Raw genomic sequence first — 25,801 nt, forward strand, 5'->3', positions numbered from 1 at the left:
CATGAGCGCCATCAGCGAGCTCGGGAAGCTCAAGACCGCGAAGGCCGACGGCAAGAAGCAGAACAAGGCCGCCTACCTGTTCCTCGCGCCGTGGTTCGTCGGATTGGCGCTGATCACGATCGGCCCCATGGTCGCGTCGTTCGGTCTTTCGTTCACGCGCTACAACCTGCTGAGCCCGCCGAAGTGGATCGGCTTCCAGAACTACGTGCGGATGTGGGAGGACGAGCGGCTTCACACGGCACTGCAGGTCACCTTCACCTACGTCTTCGTCTCCCTGCCGCTGCAGCTGGCCGTGGCGCTGTTCCTCGCGATCGTGCTCGACCGCGGCATGCGTGGCCTCGCGTTCTACCGGTCGGCGTTCTACCTTCCGTCGCTGCTCGGTGCGAGCGTCGCCATCGCGATCCTGTGGCGCCAGATCTTCGGCATCGACGGCCTGGTCAACCAGGTGCTCGCCGTATTCGGCATCGAAGGCCAGGGCTGGATCTCGAACCCCGATACGGCGCTGGGCACGCTGATGATCCTCAACGTCTGGACGTTCGGTTCGCCGATGGTGATCTTCCTCGCGGGCCTGCGCCAGATCCCCTCCATGTACTACGAGGCGGCCGACGTCGACGGTGCCAGCAGGCGGCAGCAGCTGTTCCGGATCACGATCCCGCTGCTCACGCCGATCATCTTCTTCAATGCCGTGCTCCAGCTCATCGGCACGTTCCAGTCGTTCACCCAGGCGTACATCGTCTCGGGCGGCACGGGCGGTCCGGTCGACGCCACCCTCTTCTACACGCTGTACCTGTACCAGCAGGGCTTCACGAACTACAACATGGGCTACGCGTCGGCCATGGCGTGGCTGCTGCTGGTCATCATCGGCATTCTGACCGTCCTGATGTTCTGGACCTCGAGGTTTTGGGTTTTCTACGATGACCAAGATTGACGACGCCGCCATGACGGCCCCGCTCGCGACCGAGACCATCGTCACCGGTCACGCCCCGCGCACCCGCCGGCGCAGTCCGTTCCGCCGGCCGGTGACGAGCATCGTGCGCCACGCGCTCCTCATCGCTCTGGCCCTCGGCATGCTCTATCCGGTGATCTGGATGGTCGTCAGTTCGCTGCGGCCCAACGACGAGATCTTCCGGGATCCGTCGATCATCCCGGACAGCTTCGAGATCTCGAACTACACCGACGGATGGAACGCGCTGGCGTATCCCTTCAACGTCTACATGTGGAACTCGGCGCTGATCGTGCTGGGCTGCATCATCGGCAATCTGGTGTCGTGCTCGATGGCCGCGTACGCCTTCGCCCGCCTGCACTTCACGGCCAAGCGGTTCTGGTTTGCGGTGATGCTGCTGAGCATCATGCTCCCCATCCACGTGATCATCGTCCCGCAGTACGTGCTGTTCTCGCAGCTCGGCTGGGTGAACACGTTCCTGCCGCTGATCGTGCCGAGGCTGCTGGCCACCGACGCGTTCTTCATCTTCCTGATGGTGCAGTTCATCCGCGGCATCCCGAAGGAGCTCGATGAGGCGGCGCGCATCGACGGCGCCGGCCACCCGCGCATCTTCCTGCAGATCATCCTGCCGCTGATGGTGCCGGCTCTGGCGACCACCGCGATCTTCACCTTCATCTGGACGTGGAACGACTTCTTCTCCCAGCTCATCTTCCTCACCAAGCCCGAGCTGTACACGGTGCCCCTGGCGCTCCGTTCGTTCGAGGACGCGCAGAGCACGACCAACTACGCCCAGATGTTCGCGATGAGCGTCGTCTCGCTCATCCCGATCTTCCTGATCTTCCTGTTCGGCCAGAAGTTCCTCATCAAGGGGATCGCGACGACCGGGATCAAGTGACGCACGCGTCACGCACTCCTTCGCGGGCCGCGAGGCCCACCCTCATCACACGCACCAACACCACTCACCGACTTCGGTCGAAAGGATGCAAGACATGCGACGCACCACAACCGCATCGCGCTGGTTGCTGCTGACCTCCGTCGGCGCAGCGACGATGCTGACGCTGACGGCCTGCGGAGGCGCGGCGGAAGAGCCCGCCGCCACCGGCCCGACCCTGTCCGACGAGCCTGTGACGCTCAGCTTCACCTGGTGGGGCAACGACGTCCGCCACGGGATCACCGAGGAGCTCATCGCGGCCTTCGAGGCCGAGCACGAGAACATCACGATCGAGCCGCAGTACACCGACTGGGCGGGGTACTGGGACAAGCTCGCCACGACCGTCGCGGCCGGCGACGCGCCCGACATCATCCAGATGGACGAGAAGCAGCTGTCGACGTACGCCGCCAACGGGGTGCTGCTCGACCTCGGGACCCTCGGCGACCAGCTGCCGACCGGCGACTTCCCCGAGGCGGTCCTGGGGACCGGCGCGCTCGACGGCACGCAGTACGGCATCCCGGTCGGCATCAACACCTACACCTACATGGCGAACGTCGACCTGCTCGACAGCCTGGGGATCGAGCTGCCGGACGAAGAGACCTGGTCGTGGGAGGACCTCAACGAGATCGCCGAGGAGGTCACGACCGCCAGCGGCGGCGCGGTCATCGGCTCCCAGTCGTGGGGCTTCGAGGACGGCGGCCTCAACAACTGGCTGCGCCAGCACGGCGAGTCCCTCTACGCCGAGGACGGCTCACCCGAGGTGACGGCCAGCGCTGACACGCTCGCGGCGTGGTGGCAGAACCTGCTCGACGTCACCGAGGCGGGCGGCACGCCCGACCCGTCGGCGACGATCGAGCGCGAGTCGGCCGGCCTCGCCGAGTCGTTCACCGCGACCAACCAGTCCGCGTTCGGTCCGTGGTGGTCGAACCAGGTCGCGGCGCTGCGCGACGCCAGCGGCCAGAACCTGGTGCCGCTGATGGTGCCGACGCCCGACGAAGGCGAGAGCAGCGCGGCGTACTACAAGCCGTCGATGTTCTGGTCGGCTTCGGCCAAGACCGAGCACCCGGCCGAGGTGGCGCTGTTCCTCGACTTCCTCGCCAACAGCGAGGAGGCGGCCGACCTGCTCCTCGCCGAGCGCGGTGTGCCGGCGAACGACAAGATCCGCGAGTACATCACCCCGAAGCTCGACGAGGTCAACCAGGAGGTCGTGGACTTCCTCGACAAGATCGCCCCGCGTGTGGGCGACGCTCCGCCGGCGACCCCTCCGGGCGGTGGCGCGATCGAGACCATCATCGACCAGCACACCCAGCGCGTGCTGTTCGGCGAGGTCACTCCCGAGGATGCCGCCGAGAGCTTCATCGCGGAGCTGCAGCAGGCGCTCGACGACGCCGCCATCTAGCCGACGATCGGGCCGCGCCCGCCCGAGGCGCGGCCCGTCGTCCCCAGACCGCACGGGGCCGGACCGAAGTGATGAGGGGTCCGGCCCCGGGCGGGCCAACCACCGCACCGCGGCGGAGCAGCCCGCCGACGAGACCAGAACCCCGCGGCGCACGCCCCGGGCGAACCGCAGCTGGCCACCGCGGGCGAACCTGCGGCGGACTGCCGCGGGGGCGAACCCGGCGGACCCGCCGGGACCACCCCGGCGGATCGCACCGGGAACCGCACCCCGGCGACCACCGCCGCGGGTCGGACCGTGGACATCAGACTCGCGCGAATGCGCCGCACCGGGCCCGTTCGCGCCCAAGATTGAGAGAGGAGGGGGATCGCAGTGAGCGAGGTCACGTCGCGCCCGATCACGATGGCGCAGGTCGCACAGCACGCCGGGGTTTCGCAGGCGTCGGTGTCGCGCGTCCTCAACGGGGTCGCCACCGTCGACCCGGCCATCGTCGCGAAGGTGAATCGCGCCGTCGCCGCGCTGAACTACTCGCCCAGCGAGGCGGCACGCAGCCTGGTCCGGGGGAGCAGCCACACGATCGCGCTCCTCGTTCCCGACCTCGAGAACCCGATGTTCCAGGGCGTGCTGAAGGGGCTCACCGTCGCCGCCGCGCGCGACGGCTACCGGGTGCTCGTCGCCGACAGCGCGGAAGCAGTCGGCGTGGAGGCCGACATCGCGAGCGAGGCCCGCAGCAAGTGCGACGCGCTCGTGCTGGTGTCGCCGCGCATGCCCGACGCCGAGCTGCGGGACCTGATCCAGCGCACCACGCCGGTCGTGGTGGTGAACCGCCGCGTCGACGACACCGCCGCGGCCCAGCTGTCGGTCGACTACGCCACCGCGGTCAAGGAGCTGGGCGTGCACCTGCGCGGCTTCGGCCATCGCCGCATCGCGTACGTGGCCGGCCCGCCGCTCAGCTTCGCCAACGACCAGCGGGCACAAGGACTCGGCGAACTCGGCCGCGAGTACCCCGACCTCGAGTTCCTCACCATTCCGGCCGGATCGAGCATGGAGGCCGGCTACGACGCCGCAGACGCCGTGCTCGAGACCGGGGCCACGGCCGCGATCGCCTTCAACGACCTCGTCGCCCTCGGCCTGATGTCGCGCCTGCGCGAAGTCGGCGTCGAGGTGCCCGAACAACTCTCCATCGTCGGGATCGACGACATCCCGCAGTCTCGTTTCGCCGCCCCTCCGCTGACGACCATGTCGGTCCCGCGGATCGAGATCGGGCGGCAGGCTTGGAATCGCATGCGTCAAGCGCTGGACGGCGAGAGCGCCGACCACCCCCTCTTCTATCGTCCCGTCCTCGTCCCGCGCCGCAGCTCGGGACCGGCCTCGCACGCGAGTGGCTGGGTGGGTCCGGCCCGTCCCGTGCTCCGGCTGGGCTCGACCGTGGTGGCCCAGTACGAGGAGGGTGCGAACGTCGACTCGGTGCTGTCGCCACGGCCGTACCTCGACGCCGTGATCTCGCGGACCGGCACGCCGCTCACCGTCACCGAGCCGACCGACCACCCCCACCACCTCGGCGTCAGCCTCGCCATCGCCGACGTCAACGGCACCTCGTACTGGGGTGGTCGCACGTACGTGCGCGGCGAGGGCTCGATCATGGTCCCCAATCACGGCCGGCAGCGGCGGGATCGCCTCCACATCGACGGCCACTCCCTCGACGAGCGGCTCAGCTGGGTCGACGAACGCGGCACGACGCAGCTGGTCGAGGTGCGCGAACTGCGCTCCGCGGAGCTCGCGAACGGGTGGGCGCTGCGGTGGCGCAGCCACCTCAAGGCCACGCTCGACGCCATCACCTTCGGCTCGCCCGCGACCAACGGTCGCGAGGGCGCCGGCTACGGCGGCATCTTCTGGCGGTTCGCGCCCGAGATCGCGCGGGTGTTCAGCCCGGCGGGCGACACCGAGCGCGAGGTGCACGGCGCGGTGACGCCGTGGTTGGCGTTCACCTTCCCCGAGCGCGGCACGTCGGTCATCCTGACGCAGGGCGACGACGCGCTGCCGTGGTTCGTCCGCTTCGCGGAGTATCTCGGCGCGGGACCGTCGGTGGCGTGGGATGAACCGCGCACCATCCCGGAGGGCGGCGAGCTCGGTCTCGAGCTGACGGCCTTCGTCCTCGACGAAGAGCTTCCCGACGCCGCTGCCGTCGAAGCGGCGCTCCCGTCGCTGCGCGCCGAGGCGAGCCTGTGACCCACGGCTCCGCGTCGGCGTGGCCGGCGTCACGGCCGCAGCCATTCGATGCGTTGCTCCGGCGCGCCGCCGATCTCGAACTCGTCGCCGTCGCCGACCCCCCGGGGCGGCGGCGACGTTCCCTCCTCCACGCACGTCTTCGCCGACGCGGCCGCCATGTCGACGCGGGCGGTCCCGGCATCGTGGTGCTGAGCACGCCCATCCCGACCCACACCGGTCTCACGCGGCTCGCGCCGGCGCGGGGCGTCGAGCGCGTCGCCTGGGATGCCCGGACGGTCCGAGACCTCGGCGCGCTCTGACACGCAGCGTCAGGGCGAGCCCAGCCTGCCGACCCCGATGACCGCGGACGCGTCGTCGTCCACCGGCGCGGTGGAGTTGCGCACCACGAGCGGCGACGACTCGTAGAGCCGGTGCGTCGACGCGCCGGGATCGTCGAGCTGCCACATGAGCAGCTGCACCGCCGCGCGCCCCTGCTGGTGCGGGCGCTGCTGCAGCGTCGTCAGCGAGAACATGTCGGCATAGGAGTGGTCGTCGATGCCGACGACGCTCAGCCGTTCGGGCACGCGGATCCCGAGACGCCGCGCCGCGATGATGGCGCCGACCGCCACCTCGTCGCATACGCCGATGATCCCGGTGGGGCGGGTGCGGCGGTCGCCGAGAAGGTCCACGGCTGCGGCGTACCCTCCCGGCAGCGTCACCTCGGAGGGGAGATGCCGAGCGGATGCCTCGATCCCGGCCTCGCGCATCGCCGCGAGGTATCCGTCCAGCCGGCGACCGTCGCTGAAGCTCGTGTGGCGGCCGTCGGGATCGCCGCCCAGGAAGACGATCTCGCGATGCCCGAGTCCGATCAGGTGGTCGGTCGCGATCCGGGCGGCCGCTCCGTCGTCGATCGAGACGGCGTTGGTGCCGATGTCGTAGCCGCCCACCGCCACGACGGGCTTCCCGAACGCGACCAGTCGCTCCAGCTCGCGGGCGTTGGGTTCGATCCCCACCGCGATGAGCCCGTCGAATCTCTTCCGCGCGAGGAAGTGCTCGAACATCTCGCGACGAGCAGCGGACTCGGGGCGCGCGCCGTAGAGGGCCAGGTCGTAGCGGCGCTCGAGGAGGGCGTCCTGGATCCCCTCGAGCACCTGGGTGAAGAACCAGCGGTCGAGCGAAGGCATCACGACGCCGACGGTCTGAGTGCGGCCGGTCACCAGACTGACCGCGGACGTCGTCGGGACGTAGCCCAGCGAGGCGGCGGCATCCCTCACGCGCGTCCGCGTCGCCTCGGAGACGTACCCGGCTCCCGTGAGCGCCCGCGAAGCCGTCGATTTCGAGACGCCTGCCAGCCGGGCGACGTCGGCGATGCCCGCCATCGGGTCCTCCTCGTGCCCGGCGACCTCGCCGTCGCCCGGAAATCTGGAACCGGTTCCAGCGCTCATTGTGCCGTGAACGCGGTCCGCGCACCACCCCGCTTCGGGCGTTTACCGAGTTGTGACCCTCGGTCATTGTGCGGCCTGGCGGCATCCCCTACCGTGGGCATGGAATCGGTTCCCGAAGTTCGCACGCGGTCCGGGAACAGCAGTCGGTCCGCGGAGCTCAAAGAGGAGGACGCATGAAGACATCGACACGAGGCCGCGTCATCGCGGCTGTCGCCCTGGCCGGAACGACGGGCCTGGTGCTCGTCGGATGCACGGGCGGACCGGGCGTCGACGACGGCGGCGGCGGCGGCGAGGAGGGTGGCGAGAACGTCGTCACCGTCTACGGCACGATCGTCGCTCCCGAGCAGGAGCTGCTCGAGGAGTCCTGGGCCGACTGGGAGGAAGAGAACGACATCGACATCCAGTACGAGGGGTCGAAGGAGTTCGAGGCGCAGATCGCTGTTCGCGCGCAGGGCGGCACGCCGCCCGACCTCGCGATCTTCCCGCAGCCGGGTCTCATGGCCGACATGGCCAGCCGCGACCTGATCCTGCCTGCCCCGCAGGGCGTCGCCGACAACGTGGCGGAGTACTGGAGTGAGGACTGGGCCGGCTACGGCACCGTCGACGGCACGCTGTACGGCGCGCCGCTGATGGCCAGCGTGAAGGGGTGGGTCTGGTACTCGCCGTCGCAGTTCGCCGAACACGGCTGGGAGGTCCCGACCGACTGGCAGGGCGTGCTCGACCTGACCGCGCAGGCCCAGGCCGACCTCGGGACCGCACCGTGGTGCATCGGCTTCCAGTCCGATGCCGCGACGGGCTGGCCCGGCACCGACTGGGTCGAAGACATCGTGCTGCGCCAATCCGGCACCGAGGTCTACGACCAGTGGATCGCCAACGAGATCCCCTTCACCGACCCGCAGATCAAGTCGGCGTTCGAGGAGTTCGGCAAGATCGCCCTCAACGGCGAGTACGTCAACGCGGGCTTCGGCGGTATCGACACGATTCCGACGACCCCGTTCGGCACCGACCCGGCGGCTGCGATGGCCGACGGATCGTGCGCCCTGCACCACCAGGCGTCGTTCTTCGACGGCTTCCTGGTCGACGCCGGCGCTGAGGTCGGAGAGGACGGCGACATCTGGGCCTTCCTCCTCCCGCCGTACGAGGCCGGCGGCGAGTCCGCGGGCGACGTGGTGACCGGCGGCGGCGAGATCGTCGCGGCGTTCAGCGACGACGAGGCGACCGTGAAGGTGCAGGAGTTCCTCTCGAGCCCCGAGTGGGCGAACAACCGGGTCAGCCTCGGCGGCGTCATCAGCGCCAACAAGGGTCTCGACCCCGAGAGCGCGTCCAGCCCCATCCTGCAGGAGGCCATCGCGATCCTGCAGAGCGAAGACACCACGTTCCGCTTCGACGCATCCGACCTGATGCCGGGTGCGGTCGGCGCGGGCACGTTCTTCAAGGGGATGGTCGACTATGTGAACGGCACTCCGCTCGACACGGTGCTGGAGCAGATCGAGTCCGGCTGGCCGGCGGAGTAACGCCCGCCCGCTTCTGAACGGGGCCGCCGCCGCACGGCGGCGGCCCCTTCTCCCTCCCGCTGCACACGTCAGCGCCGACGTCGCACCCGAAAGGTACCCATGTCCGCCTTCCTGAGATGGGTGAGCACGCTCAACCCGTGGCTGGAGATCCTCGTCATCGTCGGGGTGTTCCTGCTCGTGGTCGCGCTCATCCTGTTCTTCGTCGAGATCGCCACTCGCCCCGGTCGCATGTACACGTACATCCGGCTGGCGGCGTGCGTGGCATTTCCCGCCCTCTTCCTCTGGTTCCTGCAGTCGTATCAGTGGGCCATCGCCGCCGCGGCGGTGCTGGGCCTGCTCTTCTTCTTCCTCGACAAGCGGGCCAGGGGCGGCGAGGGGTCGCTCTTCCAGCTGTTCGGCTTCCTGACGCCGGCGATCCTGCTGCTGCTGGTCGGCCTGATCGTGCCGACGATCCAGACGATGTTCCAGGCCTTCATGAACTCCCGCGGCACCGCGTTCGTCGGGTGGGACAACTTCGTCTGGATCTTCTCGCAGGAGCAGAACGTCCGGGTCATCGTGAACACGATCGTGTGGGTGCTGATCGCGCCGGCGGTGTCGACGATCGCCGGCCTCGCGTACGCGTACTTCATCGACAAGACCCGCGGCGAGCGGTACTACAAGATCCTCGTCTTCATGCCGATGGCGATCTCGTTCGTGGGCGCCTCGATCATCTGGCGCTTCATGTACACCGCGCGGCCCGCCGATCAGGAGCAGATCGGCTTCCTCAACCAGGTGATCGTGTGGTTCGGCGGCACGCCCGTGAACTTCCTCGCGGTCGAGCCCTGGAACACGCTGTTCCTGATCGTCGTCCTCATCTGGATCCAGACCGGTTTCGCGATGGTGATCCTGTCCGCCGCCATCAAGGGCGTGCCCACCGAGCAGATCGAGGCGGCGGAGCTCGACGGCACCAACGGCTGGCAGCGCTTCATCAACGTCATCGTCCCGGGCATCCGGCCCGCGCTCATCGTGGTCCTGACCACGATCTCGATCGCCTCGCTGAAGGTGTTCGACATCGTGCGCACGATGACCGGCGGCAACAACAACACCTCGGTCATCGCGAACGAGATGTACACCCAGTTCCGCAGCTTCGAAGCAGGGCGCTCGGCCGCCTTCGCGGTGATCCTGTTCGTGCTGGTGCTGCCGATCGTGATCTACAACGCGATCCAGCTCAAGAAGCAGAGGGAGGTGCGGTGATGAGCGCGGTGATGCCGGTCGATCTGCCGATCGACGAAGAGGGCAAGAAGGAGCTCGCACGCGGAGCCCGCAGAGCCGATCGCGACATGTTCGGCAAGACCAAGCGCCGGCTGACGTCGCGCTGGGCGACGCTCGCCGCGCTGATCATCGCGATCCTCTGGACGATCCCCACCTTCGGCCTGCTGATCAGCTCGTTCCGTCCGCGGGAGCTCATCCAGACCACGGGCTGGTGGACCGTCTTCGAGAACTGGGGCTGGACGCTCGAGAACTACGCGACGGCGCTCCAGGCGGGCAACAGCCAGCTCACGATGGCGCAGGCGTTCGTCAACTCGTTCGCGATCACGATCCCGGCCACGATCATCCCGATCTCGATCGCGCTGCTCGCGGCCTACGCGTTCGCGTGGATGGACTTCCGGGGCAAGAACATCCTGTTCATCCTGGTGTTCGCCCTGCAGATCGTCCCGATCCAGATGGCGCTGATCCCGCTGCTGCAGCTGTTCTCGCGCGGCACGATCTTCGGCATCCCGGTGATCCAGGCCATCGGCTCGGCCGGCTACGCGCAGGTGTGGATCGCCCACACGATCTTCGCGCTGCCGCTGGCGATCTTCCTGCTGCATAACTTCGTGTCGGAGATCCCGGGTGAGGTGATCGAGGCGGCGCGGGTCGACGGCGCGGGTCACGGGCAGATCTTCTTCCGGATCATCCTGCCGCTCACGATGCCGGCGATCGCGTCGGTGGCGATCTTCCAGTTCCTGTGGGTGTGGAACGACCTGCTGGTCGCCCTCATCTTCGCCGACGGCAATGTGGCGCCGATCACGAAACTCCTCGCCGAGATGACCGGAAACCGCGGTCAGGACTGGTTCCTGCTCACGGCGGGCGCGTTCATCGCCCTCGTGGTGCCGCTGGTCGTGTTCCTGTCGCTGCAGCGGTTCTTCGTCCGCGGACTCCTCGCGGGCAGCACGAAGGGCTGAAAGACCGAGTAGTGACGGATGCCGCGGGCGGGCGCTTCGGCGCCGGCCCGCGGCATCCGTCATCCCTGCGCGTGCCGAGGGGCGGCGCTGGCCCGCAGGCGTCCGCGGACGGGCGCGTCAGGCGGCGCAGCCGAGGCGGTCCTGGATGGAGCGCATCGCGTCAATCTCGGCCGTCTGCCCGTTCTTGATCGCCTCGGCGACCTCGAGGGCGCGCCCGTCGCTGCCGAGTTCGAGCAGCGCCTCGGCCATCGGGATGGCGCCCTCGTGGTGGCGGATCATGAGGGTGAGGAACCGGCAGTCGGCCTCCTGGCCCGTGGCGGCCTCGAGCGCTGCGATCTCGTCCGCCGAGGCCATGCCCATCGCGGCGTGCGCTTCTTCGTCGCTCATCGGCTCCGAGGAGGTGGCGCCGTGCGCGTGGCCGGCCTCGGAGGCCTCCATCCACTGCATCATGGGACCGCCGGCCTGGGGGAGTCCCCATTGCACGAGCCAGTCGTACATCTGACCGCGCTGGCCGGCCTGCCCGGTGGCGATGTCGTAGGCGAGGATCCGCAGCTCGCTGTCGTCGGTCTTGCGGTAGATCTCCATCGCCATCTCGATGGCCTGCGCGTGATGCACCTGCATGTCGCGCGAGAACCCGGCCTCGGGCGAGCTCGTCCCGGGAGTGGCCGCGCCGCCCTGTGTGCCGAACGTCGAGAAGCGTCCCACCGCGAAGGCGAGGCCGGCGATGAGGATGAGTGCGACGGTGACGACGAACCACCGCCGGGAGCCTCCCGCCGATGGCTCGTCCGTCATGTCGGGCCTACTTCTTGCCGGGAGCTTCGAACGCGCCGGTGCAGGCCGCGCCCGGCTCGGGGGCGTTGGTGCTGTTCCAGTACGCCTGGATGAACTCCGCGATCCGTTGGTCGTCGGCGGAGTCGACCTTCAGCTGGGCGTTCCACGCGCTGACGGCGATCGGGGTGTCCATGTCGGGGTACGGCGTGAGCAGCGTGTACGTGGACGGGAGCTCGTCTTCGAGGGCCGCGATGTCTTCGTCGGTCACCTGGGCCGGGTCGTACGTGATCCACACGGCGCCGTGCTCGAGGGAGTGCACCGCATTCTCGTTGGGCACCGGCTCGGTGTAGACGCCGCAGTTCAGCCAGGCAGCGTTGTGGTCGCCGCCGGCCGGGGGCGTCTGCGGGTAGTCCACCGCGGTGTCGACGTGGTTGGCGGTGTTGGTGAAGGTCTCGACGCCCTCGATACCGCTGCCGTCGCCGTCTCCGCGGGCGTAGCTCGGCGCGGGCGCCGGCGCGAAGACGATGGAGGCGACGATGGCCCCCACCACGAGCACCGCGGCGGTCGAGCCGACGATCCACCACACCAGCTTGCTGCGCCGGCGCTTGGCGAGCTGCTTCTGGTACTCGGCCAGCTTCTCCTGGCGCTTCTGCTCGCGCTGCTGCTTGACAGTGAGGTCGATCTTCGCCTGAGTCGCGGGGTTGCCGCTCTTGCGCTTGTCGTCGGAGGTCGGGGTCATGCTCGTGATCTCTGCCGTTCTTGAACAGGGGTCTGGGCGCCCGGCGCGTGCCGCGGAAAGCGGGTGGCGGGTTGCCCTCATCCTATGCGAGCGCATGTGTCCCGGCCCTGGGAAGGCGCCGACAGCGGCGGGCGCCTGCCAGCGGTGCCTGCTGGGAAGGCGCTTGCAGGGTGCGGCGCGGCATCCGTTATCATGGGTACTCGAATCGATTCGACCTTCCTTCAGGTCGGTCGTGCGGATGACGGCGTCGATCGGCAGCGCCGGATCGTCCGCGTCTCTCGGTCCGCCACCCCTCCCGTTCCGCGCACCACGACCGGCTTCCGGCCCCGTGCGGTTCCTCCTCGCCAGCGCTCCCCGTCGAAACTCTCGCCACGAAACGAAGTCCACTGTTGCTCGACACCGCCTCCGTCCCCGTCCAGAAGCCCGAAGACCGCCGCCCCGCTGAGCCCGCGCCGCATCCGACCTCGACGGGCGCCATCCGCACGCTGGGGAGCAACCCCGCGACGGCGCCCATCGTCCTGCACCCCGGGGACTCGATCCCGCACCGCCGCCGGGTGCTCTACATCATCCTGCTCGGCGCGCTCACGGCACTCGGCCCGTTCACGATCGACCTGTACCTGCCGGCCTTCCCGGTGCTCGAGGCCGACTTCGACACCACGGCGGCCGCGATCCAGCTGACGCTCACGGGCACGATGATCGGCTTCGCGCTCGGCCAGCTGATCGTCGGGCCGCTCAGCGACAAGGTCGGCCGGCGCGTGCCGCTGCTGTCGGTCACGGCGCTCCACGTGCTCGCGAGCACCGCCGCCGCGCTCGCCCCCACGCTCGAGCTGCTCTCGGTCGCGCGCGTGCTGCAGGGGGCGGGTGCCGCCGCCGGCGGAGTCGTCGCGGCCGCCATCGTGCGCGACCTGTTCGGCGGCCGTCGCCTGGTGGTCATGCTGTCGCGCCTCGCGCTCGTGTCGGGCGTCGCGCCGGTGCTCGCGCCGCTGGTCGGCTCGGCGCTCCTGGCGGTCATGCCCTGGCGCGGCATCTTCGTCGTGCTGGCCGTGTACGGCGCGGTCATGCTCGTCTCGGCGATCGTGCTCCTGCCCGAGACGCTGCCGCCGGCCCGCCGGCACGAGAAGGGCGCCACCACCGTGTGGCAGCGCTATCGCAGCGTCTTCAGCGACCGCGTCTTCATCGGCGTGCTCATCATCGGCGGCATGACCTTCTCGGGCCTGTTCTCGTACCTCTCGAGCTCGTCGTTCCTGTTCCAGCAGGAGTACGGCTTCAACGCGCAGCAGTACGGCCTGCTCTTCGCCGTGAACTCGCTCGGCGTCGTCCTGGGCGTGCAGACGGCGTCGCGGCTCGCCGCCCGCTTCGGCCCGCAGTGGGTGATGGCGTGGTCGACGGCGGTGCTCGTGGTCGCGGCATCCGCCATCATCGTCACCGACCAGCTGGGCTTCGGCATCTGGGGCACGATGGTGCCGCTGTTCTTCTTCATGACGGCGTGCGGGTTCACGTTCCCCTGCGTGCAGGTGCTCGCGCTCGACCGCCACGGCAAGGCCGCCGGCACCGCGCAGTCGATCGTCGGAGCGACGAACTTCGGCGTGGCCGGCCTGATCTCGCCGCTCGTCGGGTGGATCGCGAGGGATGCCGGCATCACGGCCACGACGATGGCCTCGGTCATGGTCGGCTGCGCCGTCGTCGGCGTGCTGTCGCTGTGGCTGATCGTGCGGCCCCGTACCGTGGAGCGCCTCGCTCCCTGAGCCTCGCGCCCTGAACCGCGTGGCGGTGCGAGGCGCCGCGAGCCGTCCCACTGTCCGCGTTGCGCGTCCCGTGCTCCGGGCTCAGCGCTCCGCGTCGCGCACCGGCTGGAGGCGGAACAGCCGCACCGTGCGCCCCGACTCGCGCTCGTAGTTGCGGTACCCCGGCCACTGCCGTTCGATCGTCGCCCACGCGGCGTCGCGCTCGTGGTCGGGGATCGGCGTCGCCCGCACGGGCATGCGGCGACCGCGGACGGTGATGGCCGCGTCGGGGTGGGCGAGCAGATTGGCGGTCCACGCCGGATGCCGCTGCCCGGCGAAGTTCGTGCCGGCGACGATCGCACGTCCGTGGCCGTCGGCCGTGTACATCAGCGGCACGTCGCGCGGCTCGCCCGACCTCGCGCCGGTCGTGTGCAGGACGAGGGAGGGCACCAGCAGCGCGCTCAGCTGCACGCGTCCGCGCGAGATCCGGGCGACGAGGCGCTCGACCGGCGGCAGGAAGACCGGGCCGATGATCCGGCGGAAGACCCGGGTGCGAGTGAGCGGCGCGATCACCGCGCGTACCGCGTCCACGACGATTCCCATTGCCACATCCTGCCCGACTCCGGCAAGTGGCGCCCGGAATCGGGCCGCGGCGGGCACAATGGGGCGATGACGACCTCGGCAGAGCGGCGGGTGAGGACGTCCGTCGTCTGGTATCTCGCAGCGGGTGGCGCCCTCGTGCTGTTCGCGTGCCTCCTCGGCTGGTGGATCTTCAGCAGGGGTGAGGAGCCGTTCGCCGTCGACCTCGGCTGGAACGCCCTGGTCGCGAACCTCTTCCACCCGGTGGTCACGGCGTTCTGCCAGTTCATGGACTGGGTGGGCGGCGGGTGGTTCGGTGTGCTGGCCGTGCCGATCGGCGGTGCCATCGCGCTCGTCCTGGTGCGCAGGCCATGGGCCGCGGCCTACTTCCTCGCCGCGGAGGCCGTCTCGGCCGCCGGCGTGCAGCTGCTCAAGCACCTGTTCGGCCGGGTGCGGCCCGAAGACATCCTCATCGTGGCCGACTTCGGCTCGTACCCGTCGGGTCACGTCGCGAATGCGGCGACGATCGCGGTGGCGGCGTTCGTGATCTTCCCGCGGGTCTGGGTCGCGATCGTGGGAGGCGTCTGGGTGGTGCTCATGGCATTCAGCCGCACCTACCTCCACGCGCACTGGCTGAGCGACACCGTCGGCGGCGCCCTGCTCGGGGCGGGTGCCGCGCTGCTGGTCGCGGCCGCGTTCGCGGTGCCGCTGACGCGGGAGCGGGCGGATGCCGTGGCCAAAAGCCGCTGACTAGGCTGAGCGCATGACCGCCGCCGCGCCCGATTCGCCCGCGCCCGACTCCACCGCGATCGATCCGGCCGTCGCCGCGGCCGAGGCGGAACTGGCGCGTCTCCGCGCCGAAGCCGAGGCCGCCGAGGCCCAGCTCAAGGCCGCGCAGGCGCGCGCCGCCCTGGCCGCCGCCGAGGCCGCCGCCGCAAAGGCCAGAGCCACCGGCACGCCCTCCACCCCGGCGGCCCCCGCCCAGCCCGCCCCGCAGGAACCGGCCTCACCCGCCGCTGAGCCCGACGCACCCGCACAGACCGACACCTCCGTCGCGGCCGCCCCCGGCGAGCCCCCGGTCGCCGCGACCCCAGGGCCCGCGGGAGCGCCGACGGTACCCCGGCCGACGCAGGAGCGAACCCCCCACCCAACCGCCTCCGCAACGCAACCCGCCCCGACAACCCACACCGGCCCGACAACCCACACCGGCCCCCTGAAACCTGAAGAGATCCAGAAGATCACCGCCGGCTACACGTTCGACGCCGCCACGCAGACCCTCGATCTCGGCGCCCTCCTCAACACCGACCCTGTGCCGTCGGCGCAGATCCGCATCCCGCTCGGCATGATGAACCGCCACGGCCTCGTCGCCGGCGCGACCGGCACCGGCAAGACGCGCACGCTGCAGGGGCTCGCCGAGCAGCTGGCGGCCAAGGGCGTGCCGGTGTTCGCGGCCGACATCAAGGGCGACCTCTCGGGAGTCGCGACCCCGGGTGAGCCGAGCGAGAAGCTGTTCGCGCGCACGCAGGCGATCGGGCAGGACTGGAAGCCCGAGGCGTCGGTGACCGAGTACTTCGCGCTGGGCGGCGTCGGCAAGGGCGTGCCCGTGCGCGCGACCGTCTCGGGCTTCGGGCCGCTGCTGCTGAGCAAGGTGCTGGGCCTCAACGCGACGCAGGAGTCGAGCCTCGGCCTGGTGTTCCACTACGCCGACGCCAACGGCCTCGCCCTCGTCGACCTGTCGGACCTCCGCGCCGTGCTCACTCACCTCACCAGCGACGAGGGCAAGGCCGAGCTCAAAGAGCTGGGCGGGCTGTCGGCGGCGACAGCGGGCGTGATCCTGCGCGAGCTGATCACCTTCGCGGATGCCGGGGCCGACGTCTTCTTCGGCGAGCCCGAGTTCGACGTCGCGGACTTCATCCGCACGGCGCCCGACGGTCGCGGCATCATCAGCCTGCTCGAGGTGCCAGGGGTCATCGACAAGCCCGAGCTGTTCTCGACCTTCCTGATGTACCTGCTGGCCGAGCTGTTCGAGATCCTCCCCGAGGTCGGCGATGCCGACAAGCCGAAGCTCGTCTTCTTCTTCGATGAGGCGCACCTGCTCTTCAAGGACGCGTCGAAGGACTTCCTGTCGGCGATCGTGCAGACGGTGCGGCTGATCCGCTCGAAGGGCGTCGGGGTGTTCTTCGTGACGCAGACCCCGAAGGACGTGCCGTCCGACGTGCTCGCGCAGCTCGGCTCGCGCGTGCAGCACGCGCTGCGGGCGTTCACACCCGACGACGCCAAGGCGCTGCGCGCCACCGTCGGCACCTATCCCAAGTCGGGCTACGACCTCGAGCGCGTGCTGCAGGAGCTCGGCACCGGCGAGGCGATCGTCACGGTGATGAGTGAGAAGGGCGCCCCCACACCGGTCGCCTGGACCCGGCTGCGCGCGCCGCAGGGCCTGATGTCGCCGACGCCCGACCCGGCGATCGAGGCCGCGGTGAAGGCGTCGCCGTTGCTGGCGAAGTACGGCACGGCGATCGACCGCGAGTCGGCCCGCGAGGTGCTCACCGCGAAGATGAAGGCCGCCGACGACGCCGCCGCAGCCGAGGAGGCGGCGCTCGCGAAGGCGAGGGCCGACGCCGAGTACGCCAAGCAGAAGGCCGCGATCGACAAGCAGCAGGCGGCCGCCGACAGGGCGAGCGCCGCGGCGGAGAAGAAGGCGCAGCAGGAGTACGAGCGGCTGCTGAAGAAGACGGCCGGCACGAGCCGCACCTCGCGGTCGGCGCAGAAGTCGCCGATCGAGCAGATTCTGAACTCCAAGTCGACGCAGACGATACTGGGGGGAGTGATCCGCGGGATCTTCGGCACCGGCAGGCGCTGAGGCCCCCGAGTCCCCGCGCCCGCCAGCTTCGGGCCGCGTGGCGTGCGCTGCGCGGGCGGGGAGGATCCGTCCTCACCCCGAAAGGTCTCCGTGCGCCGCAGAGCCGTCGCCATCGTCGCGCTGACGCTCGCTCTGGCGACCGCCGCGGCCGGCATCGGGCTGGCGCTCGCCTCGACGGCAGGACGGACGACGGATGCCGCGCCCGCCGCCTCGGCGTCGCCGTCGGCGTCCGCGCCGGTGACGGCCGACGACTACTGCTACGTCGAGGCGATGATCTACTACCGCGTTGAGGAGCAGGAACTCGCACAGACGCTGCTGCGCAAGGACGGACTGGATGCCGGGGCGAGCGGGTTCGCGCAGGGCATCGTGCAGCGGAACGAGGACGAACTCGAGGATCTGCGCGAGTGGTACGTCTCCTGGGCGGATGCGCGCCCCCTCGAGCCGCCCGACGAGGGCCCGTGCGCGGGTCACGGCGCCGACCACGCGCAGATGCCCGGCATGCCGGCATGGAGCGCGCTGCAGGGGCTGGTGGACGCGCAGCACCCCGCGGCCGAGCGGCGCTTCGCCGAGATCGTCCAGGCGCAGAACGCCGGGATGATCGCCTTGGTGACGCTGATCCTCGAGGGCGATCCGCACCCGGCGGTGGTGGAGTCGGCCGCGCAGGTGCTGCGGCAGGCCGAGGCCGATGCCGCGACCCTGCAGGGCATCCTCGACGAACTGCCCTGACGCCCTGGGCGGGCGAGGTGCGGCGGGCCGCGGCATCCGTCATCCCCTTCCGCAGGGGAACGGGGGTTATGCAGGACATTGCGGGTGTTTCGCTCCTCTGGAACGCCGGTTCTCCTGTGGCAGCCCCTGCGGCACAGCCCCGCAGCGGCGCCAGGAAGCCTCCCGAGGCTTAGCCTGGAGGCATGGCGACGAAGCCTCCGAAGAGCGACATCGACGAGACGCGCGTGCATGTGTCGCGGCCCAAGAAGGTCGCGGTCGGCGTTCCCGCGGTGCTGCATGCCCTGGAGTACGCGAATGAGCAGATGGGCGTCGCGCGATCCGTGCAGACCCTGCGCCGGGTCAACCAGAAGGACGGCTTCGACTGCCCCGGATGCGCCTGGCCCGAAGAAGACAAGCGCCACATCGCGGAGTTCTGTGAGAACGGTGCGAAGGCCGTCGCCGAGGAGGCGACGCTGCGCCGCGTCGGCCCGGAGTTCTTCGCCACCCACTCGCTCGACCAGCTCCGCGCGCACGACGACTGGTGGCTCGGCCAGCAGGGCCGCCTGACCCACCCGATGATCCTCGACGAGGGCGACACCCATTACCGCCCGATCTCGTGGGACGACGCGCTGGCGCTCGTGGCCGACGAGCTGCGCGCGCTGGACGACCCTGACGAAGCGGTCTTCTACACCTCGGGCCGCACCTCCAACGAGGCTGCCTTCCTGTACCAGCTGCTGGTGCGCGGCGTCGGCACGAACAACCTGCCGGACTGCTCGAACATGTGCCACGAGTCCAGCGGCTCGGCGCTGACGGAGACGATCGGCATCGGCAAGGGCACTGTCTCGATCGAAGACGTCCACGAGGCCGACCTGCTGATCGTCGCCGGTCAGAACCCCGGCACGAACCACCCGCGGATGCTGTCGGCGCTCGAGAAGGCCAAGCAGCGCGGCGCCACGATCATCGCGGTGAACCCGCTGCCCGAGGCGGGGCTCATCCGCTTCGAGAACCCGCAGACCGTCCGCGGCGTGGCCTTCGGCGGCACCAAGCTCGCCGACGCGTTCGTGCAGATCCGCCTCGGCGGTGACCAGGCGCTGTTCCAGGCGATCGGCAAGCACCTGCTCGAGGCCGAGGCCGCCGACGGCGGCGTCCTCGACGACGACTTCATCGCGGAGCACACGAGCGGCTTCGACGCCTACCGGCAGGCGATGACGGATGCCTCGTGGCCCGAGCTCGTGAAGGCCACCGGCATCCCCGAGAAGGGGCTGCGGCGCGTGGGCGAGGCGGTCCGGCGGTCGAGGGCGACGATCGTGTGCTGGGCGATGGGACTGACCCAGCACAAGCACTCGGTGCCCACCTTGCGCGAGATCGTGAACGTGCTGCTGCTGCAGGGAAACATCGGGCGCTCCGGAGCAGGCCTCTGCCCGGTCCGCGGTCACTCGAACGTGCAGGGCGACCGGACCGTGGGCATCTACGAGAAGCCGTCGACCGCCTTCCTCGACGCGCTGGACGCCGAGTTCGGGTTCGCGGCCCCGCGCGAGCACGGCTTCGACACCGTGCAGGCGATCCGCGCGATGCGCGACGGCCGCGTGCGGTTCTTCATGAGCATGGGCGGCAACTTCGTCTCGGCCACCCCCGACACCCGGGTGGTGGAGGCTGGCATGGCTCAGGTGGGGCTGACGGTGCACGTCTCGACGAAGCTCAACCGCTCGCACGTGGTCACCGGGCGCCGTGCGCTGATCCTGCCGACACTGGGCCGCACCGACCGCGACCGTCGCGGCGGCGCCGAGCAGCGGGTCACCGTCGAGGATTCGATGGGCGCCGTGCACGCCTCGCGCGGCCGGCTCGCCCCGCCGTCGGAGGAACTGCTCAGCGAGGTCGCGATCGTCGCCCGGCTGAGCGCGCTGGTGTTCGGCTCCGGCACCGCCTCGCCGACGCCCGCCTTCGCGACCGAGGCGGCCGCTGACCCCGCGCGACACGATCGCGGTTACCCGGAGCGCACGCCCACCGAAGAGGCGGCGCAGGCCCACCGAACGGATCCCGCCGAGGCGCACCCTCCGGTCGCTGAGCTTGTCGAAGCGGCCAACGTCCCGCACGCCGACTGGGCAGCGCTCGAGGCCGACTACGCGCTCATCCGCTCCCACATCGAGCGGGTCGTCCCGGGGTTCGAGGGCTACGAGGAGCGCATCGACAAGGGCCGCACGCTGCACCTGCCGAACGGCCCGCGCGATGCGCGCCGGTTCGCGACCGTCGACGGCAAGGCCCGGTTCACGGCCAACCCGCTCGAGTACCCGCGCATCCCGCGGGGTCGGCTGCTGCTGCAGACGCTGCGCTCGCACGACCAGTACAACACCACGATCTACGGCAAGGACGACCGGTACCGCGGCATCCACGACGGCCGCCGGGTGGTGCTGGTGAACGCGAAGGACATCCAGCAGCTCGGGTTCGCCGAGGACGACATCGTCGACCTGGTGTCGGAGTGGACCACCCCGGGCGGCAGTGTCGAGGAGCGTCGGGCCGAGGAGTTCCGGATCGTCGCCTACTCGACGCCCCGGGGCAACGCCGCGGCGTACTACCCCGAGACGAACGTGCTCGTGCCGCTGGACTCGGTCGCCGACGTCTCGGGAACCCCCACATCGAAGTCGGTGGTGGTGCGCCTGGAGCGCCGCGCATGACGTCATGCGCCTAGGCTGAAGCCATGATCCGAGCCGCCGTCGTCACCGTCTCGGACCGCTCGGCCACCGGCGCGCGGGCCGACGAGAGCGGGCCGATCGCGGTCGCCGCCCTCCGTGAGGCCGGGTTCGATTGCGACGACGCGGTCGTCGTGCCCGACGGCGCCGACAGCGTCGAGCGCGCGCTCACCGTCGAGATCGTCGCCGGAGTCAAGCTCATCATCACGACCGGCGGCACCGGCGTCTCACCGCGTGATCAGACGCCCGAGGGCACGTCGCGCGTCGTGACACGCGAGATCCCCGGCATCGCCGAGGAGCTGCGCCGGCGCGGCGCGTCCGAGAAGCCCGCCGGCATGCTGACGCGGGGTCTCGCCGGTGTCGTCGACCCGCACGGGGCGCTCGTCGTCAACCTGCCCGGCTCGCCGGCCGGCGTCGCGTCGGGGATGCCGGTGGTGCTGTCGGTCGCGCGTCACGTGCTCGACCAGCTCGGCGGGAGCGACCACTGATGACCGTCGCGACGAACGCGGTGCGGGTCGCGGCGATCAGCGCCGAGCCGCTGGACCTCGACGCGCACCTGCGCGCCGTCGACGACGCGCATATGGGCGCCGTCACGACGTTCGTCGGTCGCGTTCGCGATCATGATCCGGATGCCGCCACCGCCGTGGTCGCCCTCGAATACTCCGCCCACCCCGACGCCGAACAGACGCTGACCCGCCTCGCCGCCGCAGCGATCGGGGCCACCGGCGCACTGGTCGCCGTCTCGCACCGGGTCGGCACGCTCGGGGTCGGCGACGCGGCCGTCGTCATCGCGGTCGCCTCCGCGCACCGGGCCGAGGCGTTCGAGGTGTGCCGCACGCTCATCGAGACGATCAAGACCGACCTCCCCGTGTGGAAGAAGCAGGTCGAGTCCGACGGCACCGCCACCTGGCTCGGCCTCGGCGGCTGAGCGCTTCCGGCCCGTTGCTCGCCCCCGAGCACAGAATCGGAGGTCTTCGCCGACGCGCCGGTTCGCGGCATCCGTTGTCGGTGTGTCGTCGGATCGTTCCGATGTTGTGCTGGGATCAGCCGCCGGCGAAGGGCGGCAGCACGTCGACGAGGTCGTCGGCGGCGAGGGGCGTGTCGTCGGCGACGCGTGAGCCGCCGACGAGCACCGCGCAACGGGGGAGGATGCCGCCGAGGCCGGGGTAGGCCGCCGAGACCGCCTCGCGCAGAGCGCCCAGCGTCGGCTCGGACCGGCGCTCGGTGTCGAGCCCCGTCGCCTCGTGGGCCGCGGCGAAGTACCGGACGACGGCCATCAGCGCTCGTGCTCCCAGGTCGCGGCCATCTCGGTGATGGCCTTGACCGCTGCGGTGGTGTCTTCGGGCGATCCGCCCGCGCGGCCGGCGACGAGGCCTGCGGCGAACGCGCTGAACGGCGCCGCCGGGCGCGCGACCCCGATGGCGACATCGCGCGCGAGCTCGAGGATCAGCGCCACGGGCAGGTCTTCGGGGGCGAGGCCGAATCGCTCGCGCAGCGCCGCCGCCCACTCGTCGAGGGCCTCGGGCGGAAGGGTGCGGGACTGCTCGGTCATGGCGACTCCTCGAGGTGCGCGGCCCGCTGCCGGGCCTCTTCCAGATCTTCCCACGTGTCCACGTCGCGGGTCAGGTCGTCGGGCGCCGCGATGACCGCGATCGCCAGGTCGTCGAGCAGCGCACGCACCGGCGCGTCGCGTCCGCCATCGGGAAGAGCGGATGCCGCGGCCCGCAGCGCGCCGGTGCGATAGGCGCCGATCAGCCACTGCGGCCGGCTCGACCGGTCGGCGAGGCAGATCCCGTCGGTGTCGGCGGGCAGCAGCGGTAGGTCGGCGACGAGCCGCCGCACCGCGGCGCCGACCCCCGGCAGATCGCACGCCAGCAGCAGCGTCCAGTCCGGATCGTCGGCATCCGGCCACGAGGACAGCGCCGCCACGATCGCCGCCGCCGGGCCCGAGAACGGCGGGTCTTCGCGCACCCAGGTCACCGGCAGCGTCTCGTCGAGAACGGGGGCGACCACGGTGATCGGCCGGGCCGCGGCATCCGTCACCGCCGTCACGGCCGCGTGCAGCAGGGTCTGCCCACCCACCTCGAACAGCGGCTTGGCCGCGCCGCCGACGCGCGTGGCGCGTCCGCCCGCGAGGAGGATCGCCCCGAGGCGGTCGTCGCCTGTCATGCCTCGCCGGGGCGGTGCCAGTTGCCGCTCTTGCCGCCGGTCTTCGTCACGATGCGCACGCGCTCGATCGAGGTGCCCTTGTCGAGGCCCTTCACCATGTCGACGACGGCGAGCGCGGCGACCGAGACGGCGGTGAGCGCCTCCATCTCGACCCCGGTGCGATCGGCGGTGCGCACCGTCGCCTCGACGGCGACGCCGTCGTCTTCGATCGCGAGGTCGACGGTGGCGCCGTGCACGCCGATGACGTGCGCGAGCGGAAGGAGCTCGGGCGTGCGCTTGGCGGCCTGGATGCCTGAGACGCGGGCCACCGCGAGCACGTCGCCCTTCGGAACGGCGCCGTCGCGAAGCGCCGCGACGACCTCGGGCGAGCACCGGACGAATCCACGCGCCGTGGCAGAGCGCACCGTCGGCTGCTTGAGGGTCACGTCGACCATGCGGGCGTTGCCCGCCGCGTCGAGGTGGGTGAACGTCGGCTGGTCGGTGCTCATGAGATCAGCATGACATCGACGACGTCGCCGGCGGCGACGGCCTCGACCTCGGCGGGAACGACCGCGTACGCCTCGGCGCGGCCGAGGCCTCCGGCCAGGTGGGAACCTCCCGACGTCGCCGGGCCGACGCGCCACCCACGCGGATCGGAACGGTCGATGACGACGGGAAGATACTGGCGGCGGTCGGGAGGCGTGCGCCACGCGGATGCCGCGGGCAGAGCCATGACGGGCCTCTCCAGGGTGCGACGGCCCTGCAGCTGCAGCAGCGCGGGGCGCACGAAGACCTCGAACGACACGGCGGCGCTGACCGGATTGCCCGGCAGGCCGAACAGCAGCGCCCCGTTGTCGTGGAGGCGGCCGAAGCCCTGCGGCTTGCCGGGCTGCATGGCCACCTTCGAGAACACCATGGTGCGCGCCAGCGTCGTCTTGACCACTTCGTACGCACCGGCGCTCACGCCGCCCGAGAAGACGACGACGTCGGCGGCCCGGGGCGAGCCGGCGTCGGTCACCTCGGCGAGCAGCGCGTCGAGTTCGCCGGGCTCGTCGGGCACGCTGGCGCGCCGCACGACCTCGGCGCCCGCATCCGTCGCGAGCGCCGCGAGCAGCACGCTGTTCGACTCGGGGATCTGGCCTCTGCGCAGGGGCGACCCCGGCTCGACGAGCTCCGAACCGGTCGAGATGACGGCGACCCGCGGGCGACGCGCCACCACGACCTCCGCCGCGCCGGCCGCGGCGGCGGCTGCGACCTGCAGCGCGCCGAGGAGCGCGCCGGCCGGCAGGATCTCGTCGCCGACGCGGGCATCCTCCCCGGCGCGGCGGATGTGCGCGCCCTGCGCGCGCGGCGCGCGCAGCACCGAGATCGAGCCGAGGGAGTCGGCCAGGCCGCCGGCGGTGTCTTCGAACGGCACGATGGCATCGGCGTCCGACGGGACCGGCGAGCCCGTCATGATCCGGGCGGCCTCTCCCCGGTCGAGGGCGGGGTCGGCGGCGGTGCCGGCCGGCAGGTCGGCGACCACACGGAGGCTGGCGGGGGCGCCGGGGGCGGCATCCGTCACATCCGCGAAGCGCACGGCGAAGCCGTCCATGGCGGAGTTGTCGAAGACCGGGATGTCGACGGCGGCACGCACCGGTTCGACGAGCGTGCGGCCGTGGGCGTCGGCGAGTTGCACCCGCTCGCCGGGCAGCGGTGCGGCGGCTGCGAGCACGTCGGCGAGGTGCTCTTCGACAGTGCGCAAGCCGCTCACGCGTCGACCGCCGCGATGTCGCGGTTCCACGCGTCGATGCCGCCGTCGAGGACGGATGCCTCGACCCCGGCGGCGCGCAGCGCCGCGGCCGCGCGCTGCGCACGCATCCCCACCTGGCACACCACGACGACCGTCGGCGCCTCGACCTGCGACGGGTCGGCGAGCACGTCGCCGAGCGGCAGCAGGGTGGAGCCGGGGATGACGCCGCGCTCGGTCTCGAAGGGCTCACGCACGTCGAGCAGCACGGCGCCGGCGCGCTGCGCGGCCAGCGTCTCGGCGGGGGAGAGGTGCGGGATCGCGGAGGCCGGCTGCACGGCGGGTGCCGATGCCCGCTGCTGCATCGCGGCTGCGGGCGCGGCATCCGTCGTCGCCTCCGCCGGTCGCAACGGCACCTCGTCGGTGCGGCCACGGAGGGCATCGATCACGAGCACGCGACCGAGGAGCGGCTCGCCGACCCCGGTGAGGAGCTTCACGGCCTCTGTCGACATCAGGGCCCCGACCTGCAGGCACAGCGCGCCGAGCACGCCCACCTGCGCGCACGAGGGTGCCTCGCGCCCGGCATCCGGCGGGTAGAGATCGGCCAGTCGCACCGGCGTCCGGCCCGCGGGCGGCGCGGACCAGAACACCGTCACCTGCGCGTGGAACTCCTGCACGACGCCCCACACCAGCGGCACCCCGAGCTCTTCGCACGCGGCCGCAACGGCCTCGCGGGTCTGGAAGGTGTCGGTGCCGTCGATCACGACGTGCGCGCCCGCCAGCAGCGCGGTCGCATTGTCGGGGGTCACCCGTTCCTGCACCGGGACGACGCGGGTGGTCGGCGACAGGTCGGCCGCGATGCGCACGGCCGAATCGACCTTCGCCGCGCCCACGTCGCTCACGCGGTGCATCACCTGGCGCTGGAGATTGGATGCCTCGACACGGTCGTCGTCGACCACGGTGATCGTTCCGACGCCCGCGGCCGCGAGTGCCAGCACGACGGGGGAGCCGAGCCCACCGGCCCCGACGACGGCGACGTGCGCGGCCGCGAGGCGGCGCTGGGCGAGCTCGCCGAAGCCCGCCAGCACACGATGGCGTGCGGTGCGGGTGCGTTCGGCATCGGTGAGCTCGGCGACCGGATCGACGAGCGGGGGAATGGCCATGCCCTCAGGCTAACCGCGGGGCGGGGAAGTGGGACTCGGCGGGTCCGAAGAGGAC

25 protein-coding genes are annotated in these 25,801 nt (G+C 71.0%); 15 read left to right on the top strand and 10 right to left on the bottom strand.

The genetic code is table 11. From position 1 onward, the window contains the following. The first annotated feature begins 1 nt into the window (after position 1). From IM770_RS06590 to IM770_RS06610, 5 genes are all read left to right on the top strand, one after another. Positions 2 to 928: a carbohydrate ABC transporter permease gene (locus IM770_RS06590; protein ID WP_203580324.1), complete on the top strand. Its 927-nt coding sequence runs from the start codon at positions 2 to 4 to the stop codon at positions 926 to 928. Beyond that, positions 915 to 1,838, top strand: a complete 924-nt coding sequence (locus IM770_RS06595; RefSeq protein WP_372430655.1) for a carbohydrate ABC transporter permease — start codon at positions 915 to 917, stop codon at positions 1,836 to 1,838. Before IM770_RS06590 ends, IM770_RS06595 begins: the two co-directional genes overlap by 14 nt. A 94-nt stretch (positions 1,839 to 1,932) precedes the next feature. Further along, positions 1,933 to 3,273: an ABC transporter substrate-binding protein gene (locus tag IM770_RS06600; RefSeq protein ID WP_203580325.1), complete on the top strand. Its 1,341-nt coding sequence runs from the start codon at positions 1,933 to 1,935 to the stop codon at positions 3,271 to 3,273. A gap of 369 nt (positions 3,274 to 3,642) precedes the next feature. Continuing rightward, complete coding sequence (locus tag IM770_RS06605; protein WP_203580326.1) at positions 3,643 to 5,499, top strand: DUF6807 family protein; 1,857 nt, start codon at positions 3,643 to 3,645, stop codon at positions 5,497 to 5,499. Continuing rightward, positions 5,496 to 5,798 (top strand): hypothetical protein, encoded by a 303-nt coding sequence (locus IM770_RS06610; protein ID WP_203580327.1) that lies wholly within the window; start codon positions 5,496 to 5,498, stop codon positions 5,796 to 5,798. The genes IM770_RS06605 and IM770_RS06610 overlap by 4 nt, the downstream gene beginning before the upstream one ends. A gap of 9 nt (positions 5,799 to 5,807) precedes the next feature. Here the strand turns inward: IM770_RS06610 and IM770_RS06615 are convergent, their stop codons facing one another. Then, the gene (locus IM770_RS06615) at positions 5,808 to 6,857 is read right to left on the bottom strand and encodes a LacI family DNA-binding transcriptional regulator (protein WP_203580328.1); all 1,050 of its coding nucleotides are present in this window, start codon (positions 6,855 to 6,857) and stop codon (positions 5,808 to 5,810) included. Positions 6,858 to 7,096: 239 nt separating this feature from the next. Between IM770_RS06615 and IM770_RS06620 the strand changes: the two genes are divergently transcribed. The 3 genes from IM770_RS06620 (at position 7,097) to IM770_RS06630 (ending at position 10,641) form a co-directional block, all read left to right on the top strand. Further along, on the top strand, positions 7,097 to 8,437 hold the full coding sequence (locus IM770_RS06620; RefSeq protein ID WP_203580329.1) for an ABC transporter substrate-binding protein: 1,341 nt from the start codon (positions 7,097 to 7,099) through the stop codon (positions 8,435 to 8,437). A gap of 99 nt (positions 8,438 to 8,536) precedes the next feature. Further along, positions 8,537 to 9,670 carry a carbohydrate ABC transporter permease gene (locus tag IM770_RS06625; protein ID WP_203580330.1) on the top strand — a complete coding sequence of 378 codons (1,134 nt, stop codon included), beginning with the start codon at positions 8,537 to 8,539 and terminating at the stop codon, positions 9,668 to 9,670. After that, positions 9,670 to 10,641 carry a carbohydrate ABC transporter permease gene (locus IM770_RS06630; RefSeq protein ID WP_203580331.1) on the top strand — a complete coding sequence of 324 codons (972 nt, stop codon included), beginning with the start codon at positions 9,670 to 9,672 and terminating at the stop codon, positions 10,639 to 10,641. The genes IM770_RS06625 and IM770_RS06630 overlap by 1 nt, the downstream gene beginning before the upstream one ends. Positions 10,642 to 10,758: 117 nt before the next feature. Here IM770_RS06630 and IM770_RS06635 read toward each other — a convergent pair whose 3' ends face one another. Further along, a complete protein-coding gene (locus IM770_RS06635; RefSeq protein WP_203580332.1) occupies positions 10,759 to 11,433 on the bottom strand; it encodes a DUF305 domain-containing protein in 675 nt (224 codons plus the stop codon). A 7-nt stretch (positions 11,434 to 11,440) separates the two neighbouring features. Next, on the bottom strand, positions 11,441 to 12,151 hold the full coding sequence (locus IM770_RS06640; protein ID WP_203580333.1) for a thioredoxin-like domain-containing protein: 711 nt from the start codon (positions 12,149 to 12,151) through the stop codon (positions 11,441 to 11,443). A 389-nt stretch (positions 12,152 to 12,540) separates the two neighbouring features. Between IM770_RS06640 and IM770_RS06645 the strand changes: the two genes are divergently transcribed. Continuing rightward, the gene (locus tag IM770_RS06645) at positions 12,541 to 13,896 is read left to right on the top strand and encodes a multidrug effflux MFS transporter (RefSeq protein WP_203580334.1); all 1,356 of its coding nucleotides are present in this window, start codon (positions 12,541 to 12,543) and stop codon (positions 13,894 to 13,896) included. A gap of 81 nt (positions 13,897 to 13,977) precedes the next feature. Here the strand turns inward: IM770_RS06645 and IM770_RS06650 are convergent, their stop codons facing one another. Beyond that, positions 13,978 to 14,478 (bottom strand): nitroreductase family deazaflavin-dependent oxidoreductase, encoded by a 501-nt coding sequence (locus IM770_RS06650; RefSeq protein ID WP_203580335.1) that lies wholly within the window; start codon positions 14,476 to 14,478, stop codon positions 13,978 to 13,980. Between the two features lie 66 nt (positions 14,479 to 14,544). Between IM770_RS06650 and IM770_RS06655 the strand changes: the two genes are divergently transcribed. The 6 genes from IM770_RS06655 to IM770_RS06680 all read left to right on the top strand — a co-directional run bounded on the left by IM770_RS06655 (position 14,545) and on the right by IM770_RS06680 (position 21,634). Next, positions 14,545 to 15,204 (top strand): phosphatase PAP2 family protein, encoded by a 660-nt coding sequence (locus IM770_RS06655; RefSeq protein WP_203580336.1) that lies wholly within the window; start codon positions 14,545 to 14,547, stop codon positions 15,202 to 15,204. A 13-nt stretch (positions 15,205 to 15,217) separates the two neighbouring features. Then, positions 15,218 to 17,314 carry a helicase HerA-like domain-containing protein gene (locus IM770_RS06660; RefSeq protein ID WP_203580337.1) on the top strand — a complete coding sequence of 699 codons (2,097 nt, stop codon included), beginning with the start codon at positions 15,218 to 15,220 and terminating at the stop codon, positions 17,312 to 17,314. 90 nt (positions 17,315 to 17,404) lie between these two features. Next, complete coding sequence (locus tag IM770_RS06665; protein ID WP_203580338.1) at positions 17,405 to 18,040, top strand: DUF305 domain-containing protein; 636 nt, start codon at positions 17,405 to 17,407, stop codon at positions 18,038 to 18,040. A 182-nt stretch (positions 18,041 to 18,222) separates the two neighbouring features. Then, positions 18,223 to 20,691, top strand: coding sequence for an FdhF/YdeP family oxidoreductase (locus IM770_RS06670; RefSeq protein WP_203580339.1), 2,469 nt, complete (start codon positions 18,223 to 18,225; stop codon positions 20,689 to 20,691). Between the two features lie 23 nt (positions 20,692 to 20,714). Beyond that, entirely contained in the window at positions 20,715 to 21,194 is a 480-nt protein-coding gene (locus IM770_RS06675; protein WP_203580340.1) for a MogA/MoaB family molybdenum cofactor biosynthesis protein, read from the top strand. Further along, a complete protein-coding gene (locus IM770_RS06680) occupies positions 21,194 to 21,634 on the top strand; it encodes a molybdenum cofactor biosynthesis protein MoaE (RefSeq protein ID WP_203580341.1) in 441 nt (146 codons plus the stop codon). The genes IM770_RS06675 and IM770_RS06680 overlap by 1 nt, the downstream gene beginning before the upstream one ends. 115 nt (positions 21,635 to 21,749) lie before the next feature. On the opposite strand, the gene IM770_RS06685 is transcribed toward IM770_RS06680, so the two are convergent. Genes IM770_RS06685 through IM770_RS06710 form a run of 6 tightly spaced genes read right to left on the bottom strand, consistent with a single transcriptional unit; the run spans position 21,750 to position 25,746 of the window. After that, positions 21,750 to 21,983 carry a MoaD/ThiS family protein gene (locus tag IM770_RS06685; protein WP_203580342.1) on the bottom strand — a complete coding sequence of 78 codons (234 nt, stop codon included), beginning with the start codon at positions 21,981 to 21,983 and terminating at the stop codon, positions 21,750 to 21,752. After that, positions 21,983 to 22,258, bottom strand: coding sequence for a DUF6457 domain-containing protein (locus IM770_RS06690; protein WP_203580343.1), 276 nt, complete (start codon positions 22,256 to 22,258; stop codon positions 21,983 to 21,985). The genes IM770_RS06685 and IM770_RS06690 overlap by 1 nt, the downstream gene beginning before the upstream one ends. Then, complete coding sequence (gene mobA, locus IM770_RS06695; RefSeq protein ID WP_203580344.1) at positions 22,255 to 22,875, bottom strand: molybdenum cofactor guanylyltransferase; 621 nt, start codon at positions 22,873 to 22,875, stop codon at positions 22,255 to 22,257. The genes IM770_RS06690 and mobA overlap by 4 nt, the downstream gene beginning before the upstream one ends. Then, positions 22,872 to 23,363 carry a cyclic pyranopterin monophosphate synthase MoaC gene (gene moaC, locus IM770_RS06700; protein WP_203580345.1) on the bottom strand — a complete coding sequence of 164 codons (492 nt, stop codon included), beginning with the start codon at positions 23,361 to 23,363 and terminating at the stop codon, positions 22,872 to 22,874. The genes mobA and moaC overlap by 4 nt, the downstream gene beginning before the upstream one ends. Then, on the bottom strand, positions 23,360 to 24,607 hold the full coding sequence (locus IM770_RS06705) for a molybdopterin molybdotransferase MoeA (RefSeq protein WP_203580346.1): 1,248 nt from the start codon (positions 24,605 to 24,607) through the stop codon (positions 23,360 to 23,362). Before IM770_RS06705 ends, moaC begins: the two co-directional genes overlap by 4 nt. After that, the gene (locus tag IM770_RS06710; protein ID WP_203580347.1) at positions 24,604 to 25,746 is read right to left on the bottom strand and encodes a ThiF family adenylyltransferase; all 1,143 of its coding nucleotides are present in this window, start codon (positions 25,744 to 25,746) and stop codon (positions 24,604 to 24,606) included. The genes IM770_RS06705 and IM770_RS06710 overlap by 4 nt, the downstream gene beginning before the upstream one ends. Positions 25,747 to 25,801 lie beyond the last annotated feature (55 nt).

This window comes from Microbacterium hibisci, assembly GCF_015278255.1.
Lineage (GTDB): Bacteria > Actinomycetota > Actinomycetes > Actinomycetales > Microbacteriaceae > Microbacterium > Microbacterium hibisci.

Coding starts and splice junctions, on each gene's coding strand:
- IM770_RS06595 (WP_372430655.1), top strand. CDS start 915: ATGACCAAGATTGACGACGCCGCCATGACGGCCCCGCTCGCGACCGAG.
- IM770_RS06685 (WP_203580342.1), bottom strand. CDS start 21,983: ATGGCCGTCGTCCGGTACTTCGCCGCGGCCCACGAGGCGACGGGGCTC.
- IM770_RS06600 (WP_203580325.1), top strand. CDS start 1,933: ATGCGACGCACCACAACCGCATCGCGCTGGTTGCTGCTGACCTCCGTC.
- IM770_RS06590 (WP_203580324.1), top strand. CDS start 2: ATGAGCGCCATCAGCGAGCTCGGGAAGCTCAAGACCGCGAAGGCCGAC.
- IM770_RS06660 (WP_203580337.1), top strand. CDS start 15,218: ATGACCGCCGCCGCGCCCGATTCGCCCGCGCCCGACTCCACCGCGATC.
- mobA (WP_203580344.1), bottom strand. CDS start 22,875: ATGACAGGCGACGACCGCCTCGGGGCGATCCTCCTCGCGGGCGGACGC.
- IM770_RS06650 (WP_203580335.1), bottom strand. CDS start 14,478: ATGGGAATCGTCGTGGACGCGGTACGCGCGGTGATCGCGCCGCTCACT.
- IM770_RS06670 (WP_203580339.1), top strand. CDS start 18,223: ATGGCGACGAAGCCTCCGAAGAGCGACATCGACGAGACGCGCGTGCAT.
- IM770_RS06710 (WP_203580347.1), bottom strand. CDS start 25,746: ATGGCCATTCCCCCGCTCGTCGATCCGGTCGCCGAGCTCACCGATGCC.
- IM770_RS06625 (WP_203580330.1), top strand. CDS start 8,537: ATGTCCGCCTTCCTGAGATGGGTGAGCACGCTCAACCCGTGGCTGGAG.
- IM770_RS06680 (WP_203580341.1), top strand. CDS start 21,194: ATGACCGTCGCGACGAACGCGGTGCGGGTCGCGGCGATCAGCGCCGAG.
- IM770_RS06640 (WP_203580333.1), bottom strand. CDS start 12,151: ATGACCCCGACCTCCGACGACAAGCGCAAGAGCGGCAACCCCGCGACT.
- IM770_RS06620 (WP_203580329.1), top strand. CDS start 7,097: ATGAAGACATCGACACGAGGCCGCGTCATCGCGGCTGTCGCCCTGGCC.
- moaC (WP_203580345.1), bottom strand. CDS start 23,363: ATGAGCACCGACCAGCCGACGTTCACCCACCTCGACGCGGCGGGCAAC.
- IM770_RS06675 (WP_203580340.1), top strand. CDS start 20,715: ATGATCCGAGCCGCCGTCGTCACCGTCTCGGACCGCTCGGCCACCGGC.
- IM770_RS06655 (WP_203580336.1), top strand. CDS start 14,545: ATGACGACCTCGGCAGAGCGGCGGGTGAGGACGTCCGTCGTCTGGTAT.
- IM770_RS06630 (WP_203580331.1), top strand. CDS start 9,670: ATGAGCGCGGTGATGCCGGTCGATCTGCCGATCGACGAAGAGGGCAAG.
- IM770_RS06615 (WP_203580328.1), bottom strand. CDS start 6,857: ATGGCGGGCATCGCCGACGTCGCCCGGCTGGCAGGCGTCTCGAAATCG.
- IM770_RS06690 (WP_203580343.1), bottom strand. CDS start 22,258: ATGACCGAGCAGTCCCGCACCCTTCCGCCCGAGGCCCTCGACGAGTGG.
- IM770_RS06635 (WP_203580332.1), bottom strand. CDS start 11,433: ATGACGGACGAGCCATCGGCGGGAGGCTCCCGGCGGTGGTTCGTCGTC.